Annotated in this window: 21 protein-coding genes; 11 read left to right on the forward strand and 10 right to left on the reverse strand. The window is 67.5% G+C overall.

Annotated elements, in window-relative coordinates; translation table 11 throughout:
- Positions 1–55 precede the first annotated feature (55 nt).
- Positions 56–814 (forward strand): phosphatase PAP2 family protein, encoded by a 759-nt coding sequence (locus V8Z74_RS16150; RefSeq protein ID WP_502879561.1) that lies wholly within the window; start codon positions 56–58, stop codon positions 812–814.
- 64 nt (positions 815–878) lie between these two features.
- Positions 879–1517 (forward strand): phosphatase PAP2 family protein, encoded by a 639-nt coding sequence (locus tag V8Z74_RS16155; RefSeq protein WP_349710164.1) that lies wholly within the window; start codon positions 879–881, stop codon positions 1515–1517.
- Between the two features lie 44 nt (positions 1518–1561).
- On the opposite strand, the gene pyk is transcribed toward V8Z74_RS16155, so the two are convergent.
- From pyk to V8Z74_RS16175, 4 genes are all read right to left on the reverse strand, one after another.
- On the reverse strand, positions 1562–2998 hold the full coding sequence (pyk, locus tag V8Z74_RS16160; protein ID WP_066480977.1) for a pyruvate kinase: 1437 nt from the start codon (positions 2996–2998) through the stop codon (positions 1562–1564).
- Between the two features lie 329 nt (positions 2999–3327).
- Positions 3328–4107: an abortive infection protein gene (locus V8Z74_RS16165; protein WP_349710165.1), complete on the reverse strand. Its 780-nt coding sequence runs from the start codon at positions 4105–4107 to the stop codon at positions 3328–3330.
- Between the two features lie 131 nt (positions 4108–4238).
- The gene (locus V8Z74_RS16170) at positions 4239–5621 is read right to left on the reverse strand and encodes an aminopeptidase P N-terminal domain-containing protein (RefSeq protein WP_349710227.1); all 1383 of its coding nucleotides are present in this window, start codon (positions 5619–5621) and stop codon (positions 4239–4241) included.
- Between the two features lie 64 nt (positions 5622–5685).
- On the reverse strand, positions 5686–6444 hold the full coding sequence (locus V8Z74_RS16175; RefSeq protein WP_349710167.1) for a nucleotidyltransferase family protein: 759 nt from the start codon (positions 6442–6444) through the stop codon (positions 5686–5688).
- Between the two features lie 101 nt (positions 6445–6545).
- Here V8Z74_RS16175 and tkt point away from each other — a divergent pair, with 101 nt between their 5' ends.
- From tkt to V8Z74_RS16190, 3 genes are all read left to right on the forward strand, one after another.
- Positions 6546–8594 carry a transketolase gene (tkt, locus tag V8Z74_RS16180; RefSeq protein ID WP_349710229.1) on the forward strand — a complete coding sequence of 683 codons (2049 nt, stop codon included), beginning with the start codon at positions 6546–6548 and terminating at the stop codon, positions 8592–8594.
- A gap of 155 nt (positions 8595–8749) precedes the next feature.
- Positions 8750–9751, forward strand: a complete 1002-nt coding sequence (gap, locus tag V8Z74_RS16185) for a type I glyceraldehyde-3-phosphate dehydrogenase (RefSeq protein WP_066480986.1) — start codon at positions 8750–8752, stop codon at positions 9749–9751.
- A gap of 178 nt (positions 9752–9929) precedes the next feature.
- Positions 9930–11453 carry a rhomboid family intramembrane serine protease gene (locus V8Z74_RS16190; protein ID WP_349710168.1) on the forward strand — a complete coding sequence of 508 codons (1524 nt, stop codon included), beginning with the start codon at positions 9930–9932 and terminating at the stop codon, positions 11451–11453.
- A gap of 24 nt (positions 11454–11477) precedes the next feature.
- Here the strand turns inward: V8Z74_RS16190 and V8Z74_RS16195 are convergent, their stop codons facing one another.
- Positions 11478–12797, reverse strand: a complete 1320-nt coding sequence (locus V8Z74_RS16195) for a hypothetical protein (RefSeq protein ID WP_349710169.1) — start codon at positions 12795–12797, stop codon at positions 11478–11480.
- Positions 12798–13020: 223 nt separating this feature from the next.
- Here V8Z74_RS16195 and V8Z74_RS16200 point away from each other — a divergent pair, with 223 nt between their 5' ends.
- Both V8Z74_RS16200 and V8Z74_RS16205 read left to right on the forward strand, forming a co-directional pair.
- Positions 13021–13593: a CcdC protein domain-containing protein gene (locus tag V8Z74_RS16200; RefSeq protein ID WP_066480990.1), complete on the forward strand. Its 573-nt coding sequence runs from the start codon at positions 13021–13023 to the stop codon at positions 13591–13593.
- A 29-nt stretch (positions 13594–13622) separates the two neighbouring features.
- Positions 13623–14024: an OsmC family protein gene (locus tag V8Z74_RS16205; protein ID WP_066480991.1), complete on the forward strand. Its 402-nt coding sequence runs from the start codon at positions 13623–13625 to the stop codon at positions 14022–14024.
- 58 nt (positions 14025–14082) lie between these two features.
- Here V8Z74_RS16205 and V8Z74_RS16210 read toward each other — a convergent pair whose 3' ends face one another.
- A complete protein-coding gene (locus tag V8Z74_RS16210) occupies positions 14083–14364 on the reverse strand; it encodes a hypothetical protein (RefSeq protein ID WP_066480992.1) in 282 nt (93 codons plus the stop codon).
- A gap of 260 nt (positions 14365–14624) precedes the next feature.
- On the opposite strand from V8Z74_RS16210, the gene V8Z74_RS16215 reads away from it, so the two are divergent.
- Together V8Z74_RS16215 and V8Z74_RS16220 are read left to right on the forward strand one after the other, a co-directional pair.
- Positions 14625–15578, forward strand: coding sequence for a pirin family protein (locus V8Z74_RS16215; protein ID WP_349710170.1), 954 nt, complete (start codon positions 14625–14627; stop codon positions 15576–15578).
- Positions 15579–15891: 313 nt separating this feature from the next.
- Positions 15892–17292, forward strand: coding sequence for an aspartate ammonia-lyase (locus V8Z74_RS16220; protein WP_349710171.1), 1401 nt, complete (start codon positions 15892–15894; stop codon positions 17290–17292).
- Between the two features lie 120 nt (positions 17293–17412).
- Here the strand turns inward: V8Z74_RS16220 and V8Z74_RS16225 are convergent, their stop codons facing one another.
- A complete protein-coding gene (locus V8Z74_RS16225) occupies positions 17413–17790 on the reverse strand; it encodes an HPF/RaiA family ribosome-associated protein (protein ID WP_066481003.1) in 378 nt (125 codons plus the stop codon).
- 378 nt (positions 17791–18168) lie between these two features.
- Between V8Z74_RS16225 and V8Z74_RS16230 the strand changes: the two genes are divergently transcribed.
- On the forward strand, positions 18169–19053 hold the full coding sequence (locus V8Z74_RS16230; RefSeq protein WP_066481005.1) for a gamma-glutamyl-gamma-aminobutyrate hydrolase family protein: 885 nt from the start codon (positions 18169–18171) through the stop codon (positions 19051–19053).
- Positions 19054–19269: 216 nt separating this feature from the next.
- Here V8Z74_RS16230 and V8Z74_RS16235 read toward each other — a convergent pair whose 3' ends face one another.
- The 3 genes from V8Z74_RS16235 to V8Z74_RS16245 form a co-directional block, all read right to left on the reverse strand.
- Entirely contained in the window at positions 19270–19755 is a 486-nt protein-coding gene (locus V8Z74_RS16235) for an FKBP-type peptidyl-prolyl cis-trans isomerase (protein WP_349710172.1), read from the reverse strand.
- Between the two features lie 108 nt (positions 19756–19863).
- On the reverse strand, positions 19864–20925 hold the full coding sequence (locus tag V8Z74_RS16240; RefSeq protein WP_349710174.1) for a pirin family protein: 1062 nt from the start codon (positions 20923–20925) through the stop codon (positions 19864–19866).
- Positions 20926–21052: 127 nt separating this feature from the next.
- Positions 21053–21775, reverse strand: a complete 723-nt coding sequence (locus V8Z74_RS16245) for a glutathione S-transferase C-terminal domain-containing protein (RefSeq protein ID WP_066481011.1) — start codon at positions 21773–21775, stop codon at positions 21053–21055.
- A gap of 265 nt (positions 21776–22040) precedes the next feature.
- On the opposite strand from V8Z74_RS16245, the gene V8Z74_RS16250 reads away from it, so the two are divergent.
- A complete protein-coding gene (locus V8Z74_RS16250; protein WP_349710175.1) occupies positions 22041–24524 on the forward strand; it encodes a heavy metal translocating P-type ATPase in 2484 nt (827 codons plus the stop codon).
- The last annotated feature ends 55 nt before the right edge of the window (positions 24525–24579 follow it).

Below are 24579 nucleotides of genomic sequence, written 5' to 3' on the forward strand. Positions count from 1 at the left end.
TTTTGCCGAGACGACCTTAAGCCGGCATTAAGACTGGCTTTCTAAGGTGCCCGGCATGACCGAGCCCTCATTGACCCTTTTTTCAGCCAGGCAGAACGCGCTGGCTACCCCGCGCCAGCTGCTGGGCTGGACGCTGATCGCTCTGGCCTGCCTGATCGCCTGGGACATGAGCGGGCTGGACCTGCCCATGGCGCGCTGGTTCGGCGACGGCCAGGGCTTTGCGCTGCGTTCGACCTGGTTCATGGTCCACGTGGCCCACGAGGGCGCACGTGCGCTGGCCTGGCTCATCGTCCTGGGGCTGGCGCTGAGCATCTGGTGGCCCATGGGCGCGCTGCGCCGCGTGGCCTATGAGCGGCGCGTGCAGCTCGTGGTGTCGGCACTGCTGGCGCTGCTGGTGATGGCGGTTCTCAAGCGCACCAGCACGACCAGCTGCCCGTGGGATCTGGCCGAGTTCGGCGGCGTGGCCCATTACGTTTCGCACTGGGCGCTGGGCGTAACCGACGGCGGCGGCGGCCACTGCTTTCCCGCAGGCCACGCCTCCGCAGGCTTTGCCTTCCTGGGTGTGTATTTCGCGCTGCGCCGCGCCCTGCCCCACACGGCCCGGCTGTGCCTGGCCGGCGCACTGGCCGCAGGCTTCGCACTGGGCCTGGCCCAGCAGATGCGCGGTGCCCACTTCATGAGCCACACCCTGTGGACGGCCTGGCTGTGCTGGACGGCCAGCTGGATCTGCGATCTGGCGACCACTCGCTACATGGCGCAGCGCGAGACACAGGAGAGCACGCTGCCGACCGCCCCTCTGTTCGCATCGGAATAAACGGCCTGCACGCTGTCTGCAGTCTTCGATCCACCCGGGCCTTCTGCGCCGAAAGCACCCGACCATGCTGCGTTTCGACCCCTATCTCTTCCATCTGCTCAACGCTGGCACCCACACCCCGCTGTGGGTGGTCGAGAGTGCGCGCTTTGCCTCGGCCTGGCTGCCGGGCCTGTGCGGGCTGCCCGTGATCGCCGGCATGCTGGCCATGGGCAAGGGCTGGCGCCGCAGCCTGCAGCTGGCATTGCTGTCCATGGGCTTTGCCTGGGTGGCCTGCCGCCTGATCCGCTGGGGCTTTCCCATGCCGCGCCCGGCACAGCTGGGCCTGGGGCTGCAATGGATACACCACGGCGCCAGCGCCAGCTTTCCCAGCATGCATGCGGCCGGCGCCTTTGCGCTGGCGCAGAGCGTTCAGCTGGGCGTGACGCGCCACAAGGCCTGGCTGCCGCCGCTGACCTGGCTGCTGGCCTGCTCCGTGGCCCTGAGCCGCATCGTCCTGGGCGTGCACTTTCCTTCGGACGTTTTGGTCGGTGCCGTCGTCGGCAGCGCCGCTGCCTTGTGCGTCTGGCATGCGGCGCTGTGGATCGAAAGGCGCCGCCATGCCCTGCGGCGCAAGACCCCTGCGCCCGCGCCGATGACCGCTCCGGTGCCGCTGCCCGCGGCAGCCATCGCTGCGGCGCCCGCCGCCCCCCATACCGCCGAATAGCCGCATGGCGCCTTGCGGCGCCCGGCCGGCTGGCGGCAAGCCGATCAGTCCACGCGGCAGATCTTGAGCATGTTGGTGCCGCCGGGCTGGCCCATGGGCTCGCCGCAGGTGATGGCGTACACGTCGCCGCTTTGCACGATGTTGCGCGACAGCAGGTGCATCTTGGCCTGGTCCAGGGCCGTATCGCGGTCCGCGCTGGTATCCATGAGCAGCGGGCTCACGTTGCGGTACAGCGCCATCCTGCGCTGGGTGGACAGGCGCGGGGTCAGCGCGTAGATCGGGATGTGGATGCGGTGGCGGCTCATCCACAGGGCCGTGGAGCCGGAGTCGGTCAGCGCCACGATGGCCTTGGCGCCCAGGTGGTGGGCCGTGAACAGGGCGCCGATGGCAATCGCCTGGTCGGTGCGCTTGAACGGGCTGTTGGTGAAGTCGGCATCCTTGACGCGGTCCTCGGCAGCTTCGGCAGCCGCGCACACGGCAGCCATTTCGCGCACGGTCTCCAGCGGGTACTTGCCGGCGGCGGTCTCGGCGCTGAGCATCACGGCGTCGGTGCCGTCGAGCACGGCGTTGGCCACATCGCTGACCTCGGCGCGCGTGGGCACGGGGTTGGTGATCATGCTTTCCATCATCTGGGTCGCGGTGATCACCACCTTGTCCATGTCGCGCGCCATGCGGATCATCTTCTTTTGCAGCGCGGGCACGGCCGCATTGCCCACTTCCACGGCCAGGTCGCCGCGGGCGACCATGATGCCGTCGGACACCTTGAGGATTTCCTCCAGGCGCGGAATGGCTTCGGCGCGCTCGATCTTGGCGATCAGGCCGGGCTTGTGGCCGTACTGGGCCGCAGCCACGTTGCACAGCTGGCGGGCCATTTCCATGTCGGTGGCGTTCTTGGGGAAGCTCACGGCCACGTAGTCGGCCTGGAAGGACATCGCGGTCTTGATGTCCTCCATGTCCTTGGCCGTCAGCGCCGGCGCCGTCAGGCCGCCGCCCTGCTTGTTGATGCCCTTGTTGTTGGACAGTTCGCCGCCGAGCTTGACCACGGTGTGCACGGCCTCGCCGCGCACGGCTTCCACGGTCAGCACGATCAGGCCGTCGTTGAGCAGCAGCACGTCGCCGGCCTTCACGTCGCGCGGCAGTTCCTTGTAGTCCAGGCCCACGCCATTGATGTCGCCGGGCTCGGTGCGCGAGGCGTCGAGCACGAAGCGCGCGCCGGGCTCGAGCATGACCTTGCCTTCGGCGAACTTGCCCACGCGGATCTTGGGACCCTGCAAGTCGGCCATGATGGCCACTTCTCGGCCCGCGCGCTGGGCGGCGGCGCGCACCATGGTGGCGCGGTCGATATGGTCCTGCGCCTTGCCGTGGCTGAAGTTCAGGCGCACGACGTTCACGCCTTCGCGCACCATCTGCTCGAGCAGATGCGGGTCACTCGACGCCGGACCCAGTGTGGCAACGATCTTGGTAGCACGACGAACTTGCATGGAATGTCTCTCTAGCGGGGATGAATGTAATTGGGTTTCAATTCTTGCATGGAAGCGGTTACATGGGAGCATCATCGCTGCGCCCGCCACACCCGGTACGGCCTGGAAACCCGGTCCGAAATCGAAGTATTTCAGGAGCACCTGCCGCTTGCCCCTGCTTCGATTCGAATTGAAACACCCTTGATTTCAATAAGAATCAAGCGTCGGCAGCTCCCGAAACAGGAGCATACGAGGAACATTCGCGCCCTGCGCGGGCCGCGCCGCGCCCGGGCGCCGTCCGGGCGTTGAAAGTGTTTTAACACCCGGGGTTCCAATGCCGGCGGGCGCCTTCAGACCAGGCCGTGCGACAGCAGATAGGCCACCACATGGGCCAGCATGGCCGACTCCAGCCCGTAGCGCCAGTACAGAAAGCCCGCCATGGCGCCGAACACGATCTCGCACAGCAGCAGCTGCAGCACCACGGCATGCGGCATGGTGCCCACCAGCGACCAGGCCATGGCGATGGGCACCGTGCCCAGCACCACGGCCGTGATGCCCACGGCCCAGCACCCCAGGCGCCAGCTGGGCCGCTGCGTGGTGCGGCCGAACAGCCGCCACAGCACCCACATCACCAGCGACAGGCCGCCAAAGCGCAGCAGCAGCTCCTCGGTGACCGCGCCGTAGAGCAGCTTGGGCAGCAGCTCCATGCCATAGACGGGATCGACGACGGACAGGCTCTCGGGCCAGACCACGGCCAGCGTCACCAGCCAGGCCGCGCCCACCACGCCGCCCGCAATGCCGGGCAGGCTCAGGAAACGGATGGCGCGCCAGGGCGACTTGCCCGTCATCCAGGCCGTGAGCAGCGGCGCGCCCAGGCAGGCGCTCTGCCCCAGGCGCAGGCCCACCAGCACGGACATGGCCGTCAGCAGCGACAGCAGCAGCACGACCACCAGCCGCCAGGAGGCCAGCGAGCGATGCCAGTCCAGGAACACCAGCCACTGCGGCACCACGTTCCAGGCCAGCGCCACCACGCCGGGCAGGCCGAGCAGCCACAGCACCAGCGCCATGCGCCAGTCCAGCGGCGGTGCGACGGGGCTTTCGATGACGGAGGCCTGGGGGGCTGCGGACATGGCGGCAAAAGTCGGTCAGTGGAAAACGGAAGGGCCCGCCGGCACGGGCACCCGGACGGCGGCGCAGTACACGCGCAGGCGGCGGCTGGCGGCGAAGGGGTGCATGCGCAGGCTGCCGGGCATGCGTGCGCTCAGTCGCGCATCAGCGCCTCGATCTCGTCGGCCTGCACCGGCACGCCGCGCGTGATGAGCTCGCATCCGGTTTCGGTCACCACCGCATCGTCCTCGATGCGGATGCCGATATTGTGGAACGCCTCGGGCACGCCGGGCGCCGGGCGCACATAAAGACCGGGCTCGATGGTCGTGACCATGCCGGGGCGCAGGATGCGGCTGGGGCGGTTGGCAATGGTCTCGCCCGAGATCGGGTCCTTGCGCTCGCTCACCACGCCCAGCTCGGTGGGCTCCACATAGCTGCCGCAGTCGTGCACGTCCATGCCCAGCCAGTGGCCGGTGCGGTGCATGTAGAACTGGAAGTAGGCGCGCGATGCGATCACGTCCTCTGCCGTGCCGTACTTGGCCTTGTCCAGCAGGCCCAGGTCCAGCAGGCCCTGGGCCAGCACGGCCACCGTGGCCTCGTGCGGATCGTTGAAGCGGTTGCCGGCCTTGGTCACCGCGATCGCGGCCTCCTGGCTCGCATGCACCAGGTCGTAGAGCGCGCGCTGCGGGCCGGTGAAGCGGCCGTTGGCCGGGAAGGTGCGCGTGATGTCGCTCGCATAGCCGTCGAGTTCGCAGCCCGCGTCGATCAGCACCAGCTCGCCCGCGCGCACGGGCGCCTTGTCGGCCTGGTAGTGCAGCACGCAGGCATTCGCGCCCGCGGCCACGATGGAGCCATAGGCCACGTACTGCGAGCCGTGCTGGCGGAACTCGTGCAGCAGCTCGGCGTCCAGGTGGTATTCGCGCACCTCCTGGCCCGCGCGCAGCATGCGGGCCGAGCGCTGCATGGCGCGCACATGGGCGCCCGCGCTGATCTGGGCCGCACGGCGCATGATGGCCAGCTCGTGCGCGTCCTTGACCAGGCGCATCTCGTCGAGCAGCGCGCACACATCGCCCTGCTGGGTGGGGCACAGCACGCCGAAGCGCGAACGCGCGCGCACCTGGCCCAGCCAGCCTTCCACCTGCTCGGCCAGTCCCCGGTGCGTGGCGAACGGGAACCACACGCGCTCGCGGTTTTCCAGCAGGCGCGGCAGGCGGGCATCGAGCTCGTCCGACGAATACGCCACGTCCACGCCCAGCGTGGCCCGGGCGGCCTCGGGGCCCAGGCGGATGCCGGTCCAGATCTCGCGCTCCAGGTCCTTGGGCTGGCAGAACAGCGTGCTGTGGCCGTCGCTGGTGATCACCAGGCAGGCGTTGGGCTCGGAAAAGCCGGTGAGGTAGTAGAAGTAGCTGTCATGGCGGTACAGATACTCGGTATCGCGGTTGCGCAGATGCTCGGGCGCGGTCGGAATGATGGCGACACCGCCGTCGCCCAACTGGGCGGCCAAGCGTGCGCGGCGTTGGGCGTAATGAGAAGTCATCGGAATATCGTACTGCTGGATGGAAGTGTGCATATGGCGGGTGGCTGACGGTGTCGCCGGCCGCTCAAACCTCGGCCGTGTTGAGCTGCGCCAGTCTTTCTGGCGTGCCCACATCGGTCCAGCGGCCCGTGTAGAGCGCCGCGCTCACGCGCTGCGCGGCCATGGCGCGGCGCAGCAGCGGCGCCAGCGGCGCGCGCAGGCCTTCGGGGTTGCCGGCGGGAATCTCGCACCAGGGCCGGGCAAACAGCTCGGCCTTCAGCAGCGCAATGGTGCTGTAGGTGTAGCGCGGCCGGCCGTCGCCCTCGGGCAGGTCCAGCGCCAGGCCCTGCTCGCTCAAGCCGAAGTCGCCGCGCGGGTTGTGGGCGGGGTTGGGCACCAGCCACAGATGGGCCAGCTTGTCGCCGGTCGCAAAGGCCCGGGCCGCCGCCGCGGGAAAGTCGAAATCCGGCGCATACACATCGCCGGCGGCCAGCCAGAAGACCTCGCCCAGCTGCGGCAGCGCGCGCGCAATGCCGCCGGCGGTCTCGAAGGCCTGGGCCGGCTCGGCCGAATAGGCCAGCGACAGCCGTCCCGCATCGCCATCGGCCGTGAACGTTTGGCCGAAATACGCGGGAATCTGCTCGCCCAGCCAGCCCGTATTGACGACCGCGCGCGGCACGCCGGCCGCGGCCAGGGCCTGCAGATGGTGCTGCAGCAGGGGGATGCCCTGCACCTTGAGCAGCGGCTTGGGCGTGGCATCGGTCAGCGGCCGCATGCGCTCGCCGCGACCTGCGGCCAGCAGCATGGCCGGCGGCTGAAAGTCTGAAGGGAGAGAGATCGTCATCGTGACAGCACTTTAGTGCATTGACCCGCAGCCCGCCTGCGAAAAGCCGCCCTCAATTAAAATGATGGGCTTACCCTGATTACCCTCCTTTACGGAACGCCCTGATGGCCAACACTCAACAAATGGCGAATGCAATCCGCGCACTCGCAATGGACGCCGTTCAACAAGCCAATTCCGGTCACCCCGGTGCGCCCATGGGCATGGCCGACATGGCCGTTGCGTTGTGGAGCCGCCACCTTCAGCACAACCCCGTGAATCCCCACTGGGCCAACCGCGACCGTTTCATCCTGTCCAACGGCCACGGCTCCATGCTGATCTATGCGCTGCTGCACCTGACAGGCTACGACCTGCCGCTGGACGAACTGAAGAACTTCCGCCAGCTGCACAGCAAGACCGCCGGCCACCCCGAAGTGGGCATCACGCCCGGCGTGGAAACCACCACCGGCCCGCTGGGCCAGGGCATCACCAACGCCGTGGGCTTCGCGCTGGCCGAGAAGCTGCTGGCCGCCGAGTTCAACAAGGACAAGCACGAGATCGTCGACCACCACACCTATGTGTTCCTGGGCGACGGCTGCCTGATGGAAGGCATCAGTCACGAAGCCTGCGCGCTGGCCGGCGCCTGGAAGCTCAACAAGCTGATCGCGCTGTACGACGACAACGGCATCTCCATCGACGGCAAGGTCGCGCCCTGGTTCATCGACAACACGCCGGCCCGCTTCGAGGCCTACGGCTGGAACGTGATCCGCGATGTCGACGGCCATGACGTGGGCGCCGTGGACGCTGCCATCGCCGCCGCCAAGAAGAGCGCCGACAAGCCCACGCTGATCTGCTGCAAGACCCATATCGGCAAGGGCTCGCCCAACCGCCAGGACACGGCCAAGGCCCACGGCGAACCCCTGGGGCTGGACGAGATCACGCTGACGCGCGAAGCGCTGGGCTGGACCTACGGCCCCTTCGAGATCCCTGCCGATGTCTACACCGACTGGGACGCCAAGGCCCCGGGCGCCAAGGCCGAAGCGGCCTGGAACGACAAGTTCGTGGCCTACGAGAAGGCCTTCCCCGAGCTGGCCGCCGAGTTCAAGCGCCGCATGGCCGGCGACCTGCCCGCCAACTTCGGCGAGATCGCCGCCAAGATCGCTTCCGACGCGCATGACGCCGGCGCCACCGTGGCCAGCCGCAAGGCCAGCCAGCTGGCCCTGGAAGGCCTGACGGCCGCGCTGCCCGAGCTGCTGGGCGGCTCGGCCGACCTGACCGGCTCCAACCTGACCAACACCAAGTCCACTCCCGCGCTGCGCATGGACGACAAGGGCGCGGTGGTCAAGACCGAGGACGGCCAGATCGGCCGCCACATCAACTACGGCGTGCGCGAGTTCGGCATGGCCGCCATCATGAACGGCATTGCGCTGCATGGCGGCTTCATTCCCTACGGCGGCACCTTCCTGACCTTCTCCGACTACAGCCGCAACGCCATCCGCATGGCCGCGCTGATGAAGCAGCGCGTGATCCATGTGTTCACGCACGACTCCATCGGCCTGGGCGAGGACGGCCCCACCCACCAGTCCATCGAGCATGCCGCCAGCCTGCGCCTGATCCCCGGCCTGGACGTATGGCGCCCGGCCGACACGACCGAGACCGCCGTGGCCTGGACCGTGGCCCTGAGCCACAAGAACAAGCCCACTGCCATGCTGCTGTCGCGCCAGAACCTGGCCTACTCGCCCAAGAGCGAGGACGCGCTGGACGACATCGCCTGCGGCGCCTATGTGCTGTCCGAGCCCAAGGATGTCGGCCTCAAGAAGAAGGCCCAGGCCGTGATCATCGCCACCGGCTCCGAAGTGCAGCTGGCCCTGGCCGCGCAAAGGCTGCTGGCCGAACGCAAGATCGCCGTGCGCGTGGTCTCCATGCCCAGCACCACGACCTTCGACCAGCAGGACGTGAAGTACAAGAAGGCCGTGCTGCCCGCCGGCCTGCCGCGCGTGGCCGTGGAAATGGGCGTGACCGACTTCTGGTGGAAGTACGGCTGCGCCGCCGTGGTGGGCATCGACTCCTACGGCGAATCGGCGCCGGCCGGCGTGCTGTTCAAGCACTTCGGCTTCACCGCCGAGAACGTGGCCGACACCGTGCAGGTCGCCCTGCAGAACGCCGGCAAGTAAAACAAAGGGGCCTTGTGCCCCTTTTTGCTCATTTTCTGGCGCAAAGACGAGCTTTGTCACATCTTCGCCAGCCGGACCCGGCCTGACGGCAGACAGTCCGGGCACAATCCGCCCCAGTTTCGTTTTTTCACCATCCAACCATCCAAGAGGCAACTATGACGATCAAGGTAGGCATCAACGGCTTCGGCCGCATCGGCCGCAATGTGCTGCGCTCCGCCGTGCAGAACTTCTCGGACATCGAAATCGTGGGCATCAACGACCTGCTCGAGCCCGATTACCTGGCTTACATGCTCAAGTACGACAGCGTGCACGGCCGCTTTGAAGGCACCGTGGCCGTCGAAGGCAACACCCTGATCGTCAACGGCAAGAAGATCCGCCTGACCCAGGAGCGCGACCCCGCCGCCCTGAAATGGAACGAAGTCGGCGCCGAAGTGGTGATCGAGTCCACCGGCCTGTTCCTGACCGACGAAACCGCCCGCAAGCACATCGCCGCCGGCGCCAAGAAGGTCATCATGTCGGCTCCTTCCAAGGACGCGACCCCCATGTTCGTGTTCGGCGTGAACGACAAGACCTATGCCGGCCAGGACGTGATCTCCAACGCTTCGTGCACCACCAACTGCCTGGCTCCCGTGGCCAAGGTGCTCAACGACAAGTGGGGCATCAAGCGCGGCCTGATGACCACCGTGCACGCCGCCACCGCCACGCAAAAGACCGTGGACGGCCCTTCCAACAAGGACTGGCGCGGCGGCCGCGGCATCCTGGAAAACATCATCCCCTCCAGCACCGGCGCCGCCAAGGCCGTGGGCGTGGTGATCCCCGAGCTGAACAAGAAGCTGACCGGCATGTCCTTCCGCGTGCCCACGTCCGACGTGTCCGTGGTCGACCTGACCGTGGAACTGAACAGCGAAGCCACCTACGAGGAAATCTGCGCCGAGATGAAGGCCCAGTCCGAAGGCGCGCTCAAGGGCGTGCTCGGCTATACCGAGGACAAGGTGGTGGCCACCGACTTCCGCGGCGAAACCTGCACCTCCGTGTTCGACGCCGAAGCCGGCATCGCCCTGGACAAGACCTTCGTCAAGGTCGTGTCCTGGTACGACAACGAGTGGGGCTACTCCAACAAGTGCCTGGAAATGGTGCGCGTGGTGGCCGCCAAGTAAGCCGGCACGGCTTGCAGCCAGACAGGGCTGCAGCGCTTGCCCGGCAAGCGCCAGCAGCTATCGAAAAGCCAGCAGCGGCAGCGTTGCTGGCTTTTTTGTTGGCGCCCTGCCAGGGCTTCGTGCGGGAGGCTGCATTACATTCGGCAGCAATTGACCGAGCGCCGCAACCGCCCCGCCCATGTTCCTCGCCATTCCTCTTGAAAACAAGCCGTCGTGGAGTTCGCCCCCCTGGATGACGGTGCTGCTCATCGTCATCAACTGCGTGATCTTCTGGGGCTGGCAGGCCCCCGAAGAAGCCGCCGTGGAGCGTGCCGGCCAGCAGTACGCCCGGACGGCGCTGCCCGCCATCGAGCTGCCGCTGTTCCTGGCCCATCTCAAGGAGCAGGCCGCCCAGGGCAGTGCCCGCCATGAACGCAACAGTGAGCGCAACACCGTGCAGGCCGCCGAGGCCCTGTACCGGCACAAGGCCTACGCCCAGCTTTATGCGCTGATGTGGCAGGAGAAGAAATTCCGCCAGCGGCTGCTGCAAGGCCAGGCCATCGGCCCCAGCCATCCGCTCCATGCGCAGTGGCAGGAGGCCCGCGCCGCCTTTGCGCGCCAGGAACCGCCAGCACCGCACGGCGGCTTCACCGAACGCTGGTCCATGAGCTATGAGCCCGGCGCCGGCTGGCAGCCGCTGCAGGCTTTCACCTCCACCTTCCTGCACGGCAGCACCGGCCACCTGCTGGGCAACATGGCGTTTCTGTTCCTGTTCGGCTTCACGCTCGAGATCGCGCTGGGTGCCTTCACCTATTTAGCTTTCTATGTGCTGGGCGGCATCGGCGCCTCGCTGTTCGCGCTGCTGTTCTATGCGGGCATGGGCGGGTACGGCCTGGGTGCGTCGGGCGCCATCTCGGCCCTGATGGCCATGTATGCGGTGATGTACCGCATGCGGCGCATCCGCTTCTTCTACATGCTGCTGTTCTACTTCAACTACGCCACCTGGCCTGCGCTGGTCATGCTGCCGGTCTGGATGGGCGTGGAGCTGCTGCAGCACCTTATGGGCGGCAAGCAGGTGGCCTATATGGCCCACTTCGGCGGGCTGCTGACCGGAGCCGTGCTGATGTGGATCTATATGCGCCTGCAGGCCGTGGAGGCGCCGGTCGACGCAAGAGAACGGGCCAAGGCGGCCGCCAGGCCGCTGGCCGACGCCGTGGCCCGCGCCCAGCGCTACACCGATGCGCTGGAATTCGATCGCGCGGCCCCGGCCTGGCGCGAAGCCGCGCGCCTCGCGCCCTCGGATCCGGACATCCTGCGTGCCTGGTTCGAAAGCGCGCGGCACCATCCGGGCAGCGAGGATTTCCATGCCGCGGCACGGCGGATCTTCAAGCTGCCGGGCGCCACGGATGCAGAACGCCAGCTGCAGCTGGCCAGCTACCGCAGCTACCGCCAGCGCGCCCAGCCCGCCATGCGCGTGAGCGCGGACACCATGCACGGGCTGGTGCGCAGCTTCGTGCGCGCAGGCGCCCTGCCCGAGGCGGAAACACTGTGCCAGTCGCTGCGCCGGGCGGCAGACCATCCGCAGTGGCCGGCCACGCTGCTGCTGCTGGTCAACGGCCTGGCCCAGGCGGGGCGCATCCAGGAGGCCAGGGCCTGGCTGCCCACGCTGCAGCAGCTGGCGCCTCGGGACGCCGTGACACAGTGGCTGGCCCGGCAGGGCTAGCAGAACGGGCCGGGCGAAGGGCGGTCAGGACTTGGCGCCCAGCATTTCCAGTTCGTCGCGCAGCACCCATTCCACTTCCCGGGTCGCCGCATGCTCGGGAAAGCGCTGCTTCATGCGCATGTAGACGTGCACCCCCTGCATGGGCTGCTCCAGCCCCTGCTTGTAGGCCCGCACCACCAGCTCCAGCATGGGGGGAATCAGGCTGCTGCCGGCAAAGCGCTTTTCAAACTCCCTGGCCAGGAGCAGCACATATTTGGGCTTGCCGGCCTTCCATGCCTGCTGCGCCAGGTCGTAGCTGGCCTGTGCCGAATCGAGCCGGAAATCCGGCTTGCGCTTGGCGCAGCTCACCCAGGCCTCCAAGGCCTCGCCGGCGCACTGGCGGGCGATCAGCATGGGAATGAAGCGCTGGCCCAGCTCGGCCAGCGCATCCACGCGTTCGGTCAGCTTGAGCACCCGGAAATAGCGGCGGTGGTCAGGCAGGCTTTCATAGTCCTCGCGCTGCCATGCGCGCGCCTGGTTCACGGCCTCGTCCATGCTGTTGTCCTGCACCAGCCGCGCCACCACGGCATCGCGGCGCCTGGCCTCCTGCACCACGGGATCGACCTGCACCGTCGACGGACCGTCGGGGGCCTGCACGGGATCGATATCGAGCGCCGCATGGTGCTGGTACATGACATAGCCGATCATGGCCGCCATCACCCAGGTGAAATAGATCACCACGAAGCTCACCAGCGGCAGCACCAGCACGGGAGCCGCCACCTTGAGCAGCATCACCATGACCATGGGCGAGCCCTGCTGCAGCAGGAACAGGAAAAAGCACAGCAGCAGATACGACTTGCCGATACCGAAAATCGTGGCCAGCAGCTCAAAAGGATTGGCCGCCGAGCGCAGGCTGTGGGTATTGATCAGCACGATCCAGACGGCCGGGACCAGAAACGCCACCACCAGATTGGCCACCACGCCCAGCGTCATGCTCTGGCGGGCCAGCAGGCCGACAAAAATGCCGAAGAAAAACAGCACGCCAAAGAATTTCCAGGGCAGCCATTTCCAGGCCTCATCGACATGGCTGGCACGAAAATCCGAGCTATGGGTAATTCCGCGCGAAGCCAGGGCCGCCACCTTGAATGCATACCGGCTGACCGCCAGCGTCAGGCCCAGACCCACGGCAAATATCCCGATCAGGCCGAACATCAGGCCGTAGCTGCATACCGACAGGACCAGGGCATAAAACAGCGGCTCGGCCTGCAGCGGGAAAAGGAAAAAGCTGTTGAGTTTCTGCCAGAACGGCGCAATCTTCCACTCGGAAGCATTCGCGTCATGGCGAGTGCCGCGTACTGAATTCAATGCCCTTACTCCCCATGTCTTTTGTATTGGCCCGCATCGATGCCGAGCTGCGGGATTGGTTTTCAATCAGGGCCTGATTTCAAGACATCCCCTGTGCAGACATTCTGGATCAGAAATCGATATCGGCCGATCAACACCGGATCGGCCTCCGGAATCGACGGCTCCATTGCGCAGCAGCCACACAGCCCTCACACTGCAGCTTCGCTCTACGTTTTTTGCTGCCATGGCCGTACACGCCTCGACCACCACCACGCTCATCGTGCTGCTGCCCTTGCTGGCATGGCGGCTGCGCGCGCGCTACAAGCGCCTGATCGGACGCCAGCGCACCAGCAAGTACCGGCCGTGGATCGGCATGGGCATTTACGCGGTGCTGCTGGGCCTCACCGGCTGGGCCGCCTGGGGCCAGTGGCATGCGCTGCAGACCCTGGCCGGCGGCCTGTGCGCCGGCGGCCTGCTGTCGCGCTGGGCCTGGCGGCAGACCCGGCTGGAGCCCACTGCCCAAGGCCTGTACTACACGCCCCACACCCATCTGGGCGTGGCCCTGCTGCTGCTGTTTGCCGCGCGCATTGCCTGGCGCATCGTGGAGATCGTCTGGCTGCTGCCCGAATCGCAGGCCGGCTTCCACGCCTTTGTGGCCAGCCCGCTGACCATGGCGGTGTTCGGCCTCATGGCCGGGCACAACATGGGCTATGCCATGGCCCTGTTCCTCTGGCGCCGGCGCGTGCTGGCCGCCAAGCGCGCCCGCGAGGCGGTGGCCACCGCTGCGGGCACGGATGCGCCAGGCAGCGTAGAGTGACGGCATTCTTTGTCGAGGAGCTTTTGCAGATGACCCACAGCGCCCGTGCCCAGAGCGGCAATACCCCGTACCGCGTCACGCTGACCGACCCCCAAGGCCATGTCTGGTATGCCGACGAACCCCTGGACAAGGGGGGCGCCGACACCGCACCGGGCCCGCTGCAGATCGTTCTCTCGGCGCTGGCCGCCTGCACCACGGTCACGCTGCAGATGTACGCGGCGCGCAAACAGTGGCCGCTGACCGGCGTGCAGGTCGACGTGCAGCTCAACCCGGACGGCGTGCCGGCTGCCGGCAACCAGATCACGCGGCACATCACGCTGCAGGGCGATCTCGATGACGAGCAGCGCCAGCGCCTGCTGCAGGTCGCCCAGGCCTGCCCGGTGCACAAGCTGCTCGAAGGACCGGTGCAGATCCCCACCACGCTGGACTGAACGGCCTGCACCATGAAAAAAGCCCTGCATGGCAGGGCTTTTTTGAGTCAGCAGCAGCTCAGACCGTGACGTTGAGCGCGCCGACCTCCACGTAGTGCTCGAATTCGCGCTTGGCCAGATAGGCGGTCTCGGGCTGCTGGTCCACGGGGTTCACCCAGGACAGCACATAGCTGGCGATGGCCGTGTCCACCTTGAGCTCGGTGCCCGGGGGAATGCTCTCCAGCGGACCATCGCCGGAGCGGTGCTGGACCTCGCCCACCACGCGTGCCTGGAAATGTGCAGGGTATTGCTGGACCTCCACTGCAGACAGCTGGTTGCCGGGTTTGTTCTGTTCGCTCATTGATGATCCTCCTGCATTGTTGGGTTGTTGCGCGGCCTCACGGCCTTCGCCATCGAAGTTACCCGGCGCCGGCACAAGCCGCTGTCAGCCAACAGGCGTTATGGCCCGCTGCTTTGTAACCGCCTGCAAAACATGGCGTCCGCCCTGGCCCCGGGATGCCGACCGCCGGGCCGCAGCCGGGCGTGACGGCGCATTTTGCCGGTTGTTTGCCGCTGCGGGCGATTCCTTGCACACTGATGCCCTCCACCGTCAGGATTCGCATGACTACAGATTCCGCCCCCCTGCCCGCCGGCTCCCCGGTGCGCCTGCCCACCCGCATTGCCGACGTGGGCGGCATTCCCATCCACCGCGCCATTCCGCAGCGTGCGCTGCGCAAGGTCGGTGCCTGGTGCTTTCTCGACCATGCGGGCCCCGCCGAACCGCCGCCGCCGGGCATGCAGGTGGGCCCGCACCCGCACATCGGGCTGCAGACCTTCACCTGGATGATCGAGGGCGAGGTACTGCACCGCGACAGCCTGGGCAGCGAGCAGATCATCCGCCCCGGCCAGGTCAATCTGATGACGGCCGGCCACGGCATCGCGCATTCCGAGGAAAGCCAGACCGTCCATGTGCATGCCGCCCAGCTGTGGATCGCGCTGCCCGACAGCCACCGCCACATCCCGCCGCGCTTCCAGCACTATCCCGACCTGCCGCGGGCCCGCGTGGGCGACTTCGACGCGACCGTGCTGGCCGGCGAGGCGCTGGGCCATGCCTCGCCCGCGCAGGTGCATTCGCCGCTGATGGGCGTGGACCTGCATGCACATCCCGACCGTACCAGTCCCGCGCGGGCCCGCATGCCGCTGCGCCGGGATTTCGAGCATGCCGTCATGAGCCTTTCGGGCCACGTGGAGGTGGAGGGCCTGCACCTGCCCGAACAGGAGCTGATCTACCTGCCCGTCGGCACCGAGGCCGTGGACCTGCAATGCACGCCCGACAGCCGCCTGCTCGTCATCGGCGGCGAGCCCATGGACGAAGCCATCCTGCTGTGGTGGAACTTCGTGGCCCGCACCACCGAAGAAATGCAGCAGGCCCGCACGCAATGGGAAGCGGAAGCCGCCAGCAACGCTCCCATGATCGACGGCCAGCCGCGCCGCTTCGGCGTTCCCGTGGCCTCGCCCCTGCAGCCGCTGCATGCGCCCTCGCTGGAGGGCGTGGCGCTGCGCGCTTCCAGGTAGCCAAGGTCAGTCCGTCGGCGCTGATTATTTCGCACCAAATTGGTGCGAAATAAAGCAGAAAATTTGAAGAATTGACCGTAATTGAGCACCTTTGGACGCAATTGCAGTGCTTTTCCTTCCAATGCCGAGGCTGCCTGTTCGACACGCCAACGTTATGCACAGAACGTCTGGCCTCATGCGCATCCTGCTTACATAATGCGGCCCGACGCCCTGGCCACGGGAACGCGAGCACCGCTTTCCCGTCCGGGGCGTCGCCACGTCCGGCGCCGCCGCGCGTGGCTTCTTCCATTCTTGCTACAGAAAAAGCAGACCCATGCGCCAAGAACACGACTTCATCGGCATCAAAACCATCCCTCCCGACGCGTACTGGGGCGTCCATTCCGCACGCGCGGTGGAGAACTTCCCCATCACCGGCCACTCCGTGGCCCACATGCCCGAGCTGATCCGCGCCTTGGCCTTCGTGAAGAAGGCCGCCGCCCAGGCCAACCTGCAGCTGGGCGCCATCGATTCCACACAGGCCGGCGCCATCTCCCGCGCCTGCGACGACCTGATTGCCGGCCGGCTGCACGAGCAGTTCGTGGTCGACGTCATCCAGGGCGGCGCCGGCACTTCCACGAACATGAATGCCAACGAGGTGATCGCCAACCGTGCGCTGGAGCACCTGGGATTGCCCAAGGGCCGCTACGACGTGATCCACCCCAACGACCACGTCAACGCATCGCAAAGCACCAACGATGCCTATCCCACGGCCGTCAAGCTCGCCACCTATGCCGGCATCCAGAAGCTGCTGGCCGCCCTGGCCGCGCTGCGCGGCGCCTTCGACGCCAAGGCACGCGAATTCGCCTCCATCCTCAAGATCGGCCGCACACAACTACAAGACGCCGTGCCGATGACGCTGGGCCAGGAATTCGCCGCCTTCGCCGCCATGATTGCCGACGACGAAAAGCGCCTGCGCGAATCGGCCTACCTGATGACCGAAGTGAACATGGGCGGCACGGCCATCGGCACCGGCATCAACGCGCCCGTGGGCTATGCCGATGCCGTGGTGCAGGCACTGGCGCAGATTTCGGGCGTGCCCGTGGTCAAGGCCGGCGATCTGATCGCGGCCACCGGCGATACCGGCGCGTTCGCCGATATCTCGGGCATCCTCAAGCGCATCGCCGTCAAGCTGTCCAAGATCAGCAACGACCTGCGCCTGCTGTCCTCGGGCCCGCAGGCCGGCGTGGCCGACATCCGCCTGCCCGCGCGCCAGGCGGGCTCGTCCATCATGCCCGGCAAGGTCAACCCCGTGATTCCCGAGGTGATGAACCAGGTCTGCTTCGAGGTGATAGGCAACGACGCCGCGATCACCATGGCCGTGGAAGCCGGCCAGCTGCAGCTCAATGCCTTCGAGCCGCTGATGGCCTGGGCCCTGCACAAGAGCCTGAACCACCTGTGCAATGCCTGCACGACGCTGCAGCACAACTGCGTGGAAGGCATCGCGGCCAACACGGACCTGCTGGACGCGCGCATTGCCGAGTCCGTGACGCTGGTGACGGCGCTCAACCCGCTGATCGGCTACGAGAAGGCCGCCCGGATCGCCAAGACCGCGATTGCCAGCGGCAAGCGCATCGCCGTGGTGGCCGAGGAACTGGGCATCATGAGCGAGGGCGACATGGAGAAGCTGCTGGTGGCCGACAAGCTCACCCGGGCGGGCGCGCTGACCGCGGCCTGATGCCCGCGCCGCCAACAAGGCACGGCGCACAAAAAAGGCATGTTCTGCTGAACATGCCCCGGTCTTGCTGGCTGCCGGCGCTTGTCCCCACAGCGCCGGCCGCAAAAACGACTTGAATACTCAGGCCGTTGCCACGCCTTCGGCCGTGGGATCGTCCACGCCGCGCACGCTTTCTCGGCCGTTCTTGTCCTTGAGCTTGCCCAGATCGGTTTCCACCGCGCGCCGCAGCTTTTCGATGGCGGCATTGAACGCATCCTTGACCTTCTCGGCCTCGGCGTTGACCGCGATCGGCGGGCGGCCCGTGGCCCGGGTTTCCAGCACGCATCGCTTGCCGGGTCCGCCCGTGGTCTTGAGCGCATCCACTCCCGTGAGGAACACTTCCACACGCACTACATACTCCTTCAGGCGGGCCAACTTGGCATTGATTTCCTCCTGCGCCCACTGCGCCAAAGATTCGCCACCCTGGATGGAATCGTCGGCATGAACCTGTACTTGCATGCAAATCCTCCTAGTCACCAAATGCCGCAGTCGCTGCGGCGAGAGTTGTCGTGGCCGTCTCGAGAGCCGGCGAAACCATGGTAACGCCGGCTTCCGGGTCTGCCCAACAGGCCCTGTTATGCCGGTTGATGGCATGGGCTTTGGATCATTGTGACGCGCTCTTCCGGAGCCGAAAACCATTGCCGGGCAAATCCCGCGTAAACCCTGACGGAGCGCAAGAACAGGCCGGGGCGCTGCACTGCGGCAACCCGCGCGCGGATGGCTTCACATCTGTTTGCAATGGATGCGTCCTGTTTGCGAGCGGGCTCGCGCGGAGGGCGCACAGGCCCTAACATGGGCCCGAGCCTTGCCCGCAAAAGCAACAAAAGGAGCCTGCCCATGAGCCTGCCTGCCTCGCGCCGCCTCAAGATCGGCCTGTCGGCCTGCTTTTCCTACGCCGACCCGCAACGTCCGCTGTTCACCGGCAAGACTTTGCAATACGTGGAACAGTCGGTGCTGCACTGGGTGATGTCGGGCGGGGCCATGGTGGTCATGGTGCCCTGCCCCACGGGAGAGACGGCGCGCGGCGACGTGACCCTGGCCCACTATGCGGACTGGCTCGACGGCGTGGTCATGCACGGCGGCTCGGACGTGTGGCCCGGCCATTACGGCGAGCAGCCGCTGCGCCCCGAGTGGAAGGGCGACAAGGTGCGCGACCTCTACGACATGGCCGTGATCGAGGCCTTCTCCCAGGCCGGCAAGCCCATCTTCGGCATCTGCCGCGGCCTGCAGATCATCAACGTGGCCTTCGGCGGCACGCTCTACCAGGACATCCAGACCCAGGTAGCGGGGGCGCAGCAGCACCGCAACGCCACAGAGTACGACCGCCACTACCACGACATCGCCATCGAGCCCGGCAGCCGCCTGGCCACGCTCTACGGCGGGCTGCAGAGCGCGCGCGTCAACAGCATCCACCACCAGGGCATCAAGGAAGTGGCGCCCGAATTCAACATCGAGGCCTGGAGCCTTCCCGACCACATTCCGGAGGCGATCTACCGCAATCCCTTCTCGCTCAAGAGCTATATCGCGGCCACGCAGTGGCATCCGGAATTCCAGTTCAGCCACCCGAACATCAGCACGCTGGACGACAGCGTGCTGCTGCACGATTTCCTGGGTGCGTGCGCGCGGGCGCGCGTGCGGCCGGGCCAGAGCCACAGCCCTTTCCAGATCCGCGACCGTGCCGCGCGCCTGCTGCGCCGCGCGCTGCTGCACCGGCTCAAGTAGCCGCGCGGTCGCACCGGTGGCATCCTCTACCGCTTTGCATTTGATAGCTGCCAGCGCCTGTCAAATGGTGTTTCCACGTTGTAAGCAGCATGAAAATGAGCAACAGCCGGCGCCAGCAGCTCCCGTAAGAGGAGCATGAAAAAGCCGCCTGCCAAGAAGGGCGGCGGCTTTTTTTTCGGGCCGGGGGCGCGCCGCAGGCCGGCGCGCCTTTGCGGCTCAATGGTGATGGCCGTGGCCGCCGTGCACGTGGCGGTGCTCGATTTCCTCGGGCGTGGCCGCGCGCACGTCGTTCACCACGCAGCTGAAGCGCAGCGCCATGCCGGCCAGCGGATGGTTGCCGTCCAGCAGCACCACGGGACCCTTGATCTTGACCACGTTGTAGATCTGGGGCTGGCCCTGGTCGTTGGTGCCGCGCAGCTGGCCGCCCACCTTCACGCCCGGGGGAAACTCGCCCTTGGGAATGGTGCGCTTGAGGCTTTCGTCGCGCTCGCCGAACGCGTCTTCCACGGCCAGGTCCACGGTGACGGCATCGCCCTTTTGCTTGCCGTCCAGCGCCTGCTCCACCTTGGCGAAGATGTTGTCGTAGCCGCCGTGCAGATAGGCCACGTCGCCCTTGTCGAGCAGCTTGACGGCGACGCCGCCCTTGAGCAGTTCGTGGATCTTGTAGTGGATGGTGACGGCGGTGTCTTTGGTGATGTTCATGGCATGCGTCCAGTCAAAACAAAGCCGCCACGACCCGGGATCGTGGCGGTCAGGCCGACATTGTGTCAGCGATTGAAGCCCCGCCGGCAGGCGGTTCTTTCAGGCCCGCTAGCGCGCTGCCTCCAACGCCGCGGGCGGCAGATCGTCGTGCTGCGCGCCCGGATAGCGCGCAAAGCGCCGCCATTCGCTGCCGTGCACGGGATCGTCGGACTTCCAGGGCCAGCCGCCGAACCGGGTGCGGCGGTAGTCCTGCATGGCCTGCATGATCTCCTGCTGCGTGTTCATCACGAACGGGCCGTACTGGGCCACGGGCTCGCCGATGGGCCGGCCCTGCAGCAGCACCAGTTCCACCAGGTCGCCGCCGGTGTTGACCAGCTCCAGGTCGCTTTGCGCATCGATGTGCAGGGCCTGGTGGCTGTCCACGCCCTGGCCGGCGATCTGCAGGCTTTGGCCCACGAAGAAGTAGAGCATGCGGTGGGTCTCGGCCCCCCGGGCGCGCGGCAGGGTCCAGCGCGCGCCGCTCTCCAGCGCCAGCGTCCAGATGGCCACGTCGCCCTCGGCCTGCGAAGCCCAGGATTCGGGCGGCGGCGCCAGCGGCCGGCCGGCGCCCGGCAGTTCGCCGGCCACCACGGTCACCGTGGTCTTCCTGCCGTCGGCATCGGCATGCTCCAGGCGCGGAATGCGCTCGTTCCAGAACATGGTGAAGTGCGGGGCCACCATCTTGCTGTGCGCGGGCAGGTTCAGCCAGATCTGGAACAGTTCCAGCGGATTGGGCCGGTCGCTGTGGAGCAGCGGGAACATTTCCGAATGCTGTATGCCCTTGCCGGCCGTGAGCCACTGCACGTCGCCGCCGCCAAAGCGCGCGGCCGCGCCCAGCGAATCGGAATGGTCGATCAGGCCCTTGCGCACCAGGGTCACGGTCTCGAAGCCGCGGTGCGGATGGCCCGGAAAGCCGGGCACGCTGTCGCCGTGGTACATCGAAAAGCCGTCCCTGGCGCTGAAGTCGCTGCCCATTTCGCGGCCCTCGAGTTCCACGGCCTGCACGCCCAGGCTGCCGTCACCGGCCGGATAGGCATCGTCGTGGTGGGCGCAGAACAGGAACGGGTCCAGGCAGGGCCAGCGCGGCCCCAGCGGCGCGCTTTCGAGGATGGGCTTGCGGGTGCTTGTCATGTCGTTCTCCTTGGGGGGCTGGCGGCAGGCCAGGCCCGATGGGAAGAATATGTAGGCAAAAGCCCGTATTGAAAGACATCATGGCTGGGACAGTGGCCCGTGCCTTTGCAACGCCGGGGCGCCGCGCTCAGCCACGCGGCGGGATGTTCAGGCCCTTTTGCACGGCCGGCCGCGCCTCGAAGGCCGCAAGCACGCGCTGCAGCTCGGGGAAGCCGCTCCAGCCCACCAGTTCGCCCGCGTTGTAGCCCGTGGCCGCCGAGATGTTGCGCACCCAGGGCCAGATGGCGATGTCGGCAATCGTGAAGCCGTCGCCCATGATCCACCGGCGGCCCTGCATGCGCTGCTCCAGCACGCCCAGCAGGCGCCTGGATTCGTTGATGTAGCGGTCGCGCGGGCGCTTGTCCTCGTAGTCCTTGCCGCCGTATTTGTGGAAGAACCCGACCTGGCCGAACATGGGGCCCACGCCGCCCATCTGGAACATCAGCCACTGCAGCGTCTCGTAGCGCGCCACGGGATCGGCAGGCAGCAGCGGGCTGCCGCTCTTCTCGGCCAGGTAGATCAGGATGGCGCCGGACTCGAACAGCGCCAGCGGCCTGCCGCCCGGGCCCTGCGGATCGATGATGGCCGGGATCTTGTTGTTGGGGAAGGTTCCCACGAACTCGGGCGTGAGCTGGTCGTTGGTCTCGAAGCTGACCAGGTGCGCCTCGTAGGGCAGCTGCATCTCCTCCAGCGCGATCGACACCTTCACGCCGTTGGGCGTGGGCAGCGAATACAGCTGGATGCGGTCGGGATGCCGGGCCGGCCATTTGCGCGTGACGGAGTAGTCGGCAAGTTGCGGATGCTGTGTCATCGTTCAGGGTTCCTCATCAATCCATTCATCATATAAGCAGCTGAAAAGCAAGGCGTTCTTGCCATGGCACAGGGTCCATGCCGGCGCCGGCCGCGGCACGACGCCTGGACGCACCTGCAATATTGGTCCCACCCTACATCGGGCCGGGCCGTTCGATAGGAGCATGGGGCCAGCCATTTCCACGCACCCCGGCAAGCCTGCCCCAGGCGGCATGTCCCTGGTGCGCCAGAGGCCAACAGGCCTGCCGCCGAACGCAAGAACCTCCATGACCCACAAGCTCCGCCTCGACATCCCCCTGGTGCTGCCCCAGATTCCCGACGCGCACGACGCCGTCGTGAAGCGGCTCCTGCAAGACCTGCAGGGCCGCCAGGGCATAGACAAGGTCCATGTCAGCGAAGCCGCAGGAGACGCACCGGCGCAGCTGTGCATCCACTTCGATCCGCAGGCCCTGCCGCTGGCCCGCATCCGCGAGCTGGCCCAGGCCGCCGGCGCCCGCATCGCCGAACGCTTCGCGCATGTGCTGTGGCAGATGGAAGGGATAGGCCACCCGCGGCGCGCGGAAACCGTGACCGGCCATCTGCAGGGCCTGGCCGGCGTGCTGCAGGCCCAGGCCAGCGCGACGGGCCTGGTGCATATCGACTTCGACCGCCGGCTGACCGGCGAGCCGGCCCTGCTGGACGCCCTGGCCGGCTTGGGCGTGACCCCGCAGCAGGCCGGGGCCGCGCCGCCCGCGGCAGCGCACGGCGAAGCCGGTCATCGCCATGCCCCCGGAGAAGGCGGCCACGACCACGATCATGCTCACGCGCATGGCGGCCTGCTCGGCCCCAATACCGAGATGATTTTTGCGCTGGCCTGCGGCGTGCTGCTGGGCGCGGGCGCGGCCATCTCCCGCTGGGCGACGGCGGCACCGTCCTGGGCGCCGCTGGCCTGCTTCGTGCTGGCCTATGCCTTCGGCGGCTTCTACACGCTGCGCGAGGCCGTCGACAACCTCAAGCTGCGGCGCTTCGAGATCGACTCGCTGATGCTGGTCGCCGCCGCGGGCGCGGCCGCGCTCGGTTCCTGGGCCGAAGGCGCGCTGCTGCTGTTCCTGTTCAGCCTCGGCCATGCGCTGGAGCACTATGCGATGGGGCGCGCCAGGCGCGCCATCGAGGCGCTGGCGCAGCTGGCCCCCGAGACCGCGACGGTGAGGCGCGGCGGACAGACGCAGAGCCTTCCCGTCGAGCAGCTGGCAGTCGGCGATATCGTGCTGGTGCGGCCGAACGAGCGGCTGCCGGCCGACGGCTTCATCGTCGCCGGCAGCTCCGCCATCGACCAGGCGCCGGTGACCGGCGAGAGCATTCCCGTGGACAAGCATCCGGTTGCGGACGCCGCGGCCGCCCGGGCCCGGCCCGACGCCGTGGACGCGGCATCGCGCGTGTTCGCGGGCACCCTCAATGGCGCCGGCGCTATCGAGATCGAAGTCACGCGGCGCTCGGGCGACTCGGCGCTGGCCCGGGTGGTCCGGATGGTCGGCGAGGCCGAGACCCGCAAGTCCCCGACGCAGCGCTTCACCGACCGGTTCGAGCGCATCTTCGTGCCCGTGGTGCTGGGCCTGTCGTTCCTACTGCTGTTCGCCTGGGTCGTGGTCGACGAGCCTTTCCGCGAGAGCTTCTACCGGGCCATGGCCGTGCTGGTGGCCGCCAGCCCCTGCGCGCTCGCCATCGCCACGCCCAGCGCGGTGCTGTCGGGCATTGCGCGCGCGGCCCGCAGCGGCGTGCTGATCAAGGGCGGCGCGCCGCTGGAGGAACTGGGCGCGCTGACGGCCATGGCCTTCGACAAGACCGGCACGCTCACCGAAGGGCGGCCGCGCATTGCCGACATCGTGCCCACCGACGGCGCCACCGAGGAAGAGCTGCTGTCCGTGGCCGTGGCCGTCGAATCCCTGAGCGACCACCCGCTGGCGGCGGCCATTGTGCGCGACGGGCTGCAGCGCCTGGGCGGCCAGCCGCCCGAAGCAGCCGAGGGCCTGCAGAACCTCGTCGGCCGCGGCGTGACCGCCAGGCTGGGCGGCGAGACGGTCTGGATCGGCAAGGCCGGGATGTTCGGCAGCGACGGTGTCGCGCCGCTGGGCGATGCGGCGCGCGCGGCCATCGGGCGCCTGGGCGACAGCGGCCGCACGACCATGGCGGTGCGCCGGGGCAGCCGCGACCTGGGCGCCATCGGCCTGCTCGACACGCCGCGCGCCGGGGCCCGCGAGGCCCTGCAGCAGCTGCGGGAGCTGGGCATCAGCCGCATGATCATGATCTCGGGCGACCACAGCAAGGTGGCCCGGGCCATTGCCGAGCAGGTGGGCCTGGACGAGGCCATCGGCGACCTGATGCCCGAGGACAAGGTCGAGGCCATCCGTAGGCTGCGCCGGGAAACCCGGGTGGCCATGGTGGGCGACGGCGTCAACGATGCGCCGGCCATGGCCAATGCCACGGTAGGCATCGCCATGGGCGCGGCCGGTTCGGACGTGGCGCTGGAGACCGCCGATATCGCGCTGATGGCCGACGACCTGCGGCATCTGCCGTTCGCCGTGGGGCTGAGCCGCCACACCCGCGCCGTGATCCGCCAGAACGTGTTCGTCAGCCTCGGCATCGTGGCCCTGCTGGTACCGGCCACCATCATGGGGCTGGGCATCGGCGCCGCCGTCGCGGTGCATGAAGGCTCCACGCTGCTGGTGGTCTTCAACGCGCTGCGGCTGCTCGCCTACCGCGGCCGCAGGTAGGCGCTCTTTCCTGCCGCGCATACGCAAATCTGCTTATGCCGCCGTGCGGCCGGCC

This window comes from Comamonas sp. w2-DMI, from assembly GCF_040187735.1.
Lineage (GTDB): Bacteria > Pseudomonadota > Gammaproteobacteria > Burkholderiales > Burkholderiaceae_C > Comamonas > Comamonas terrae.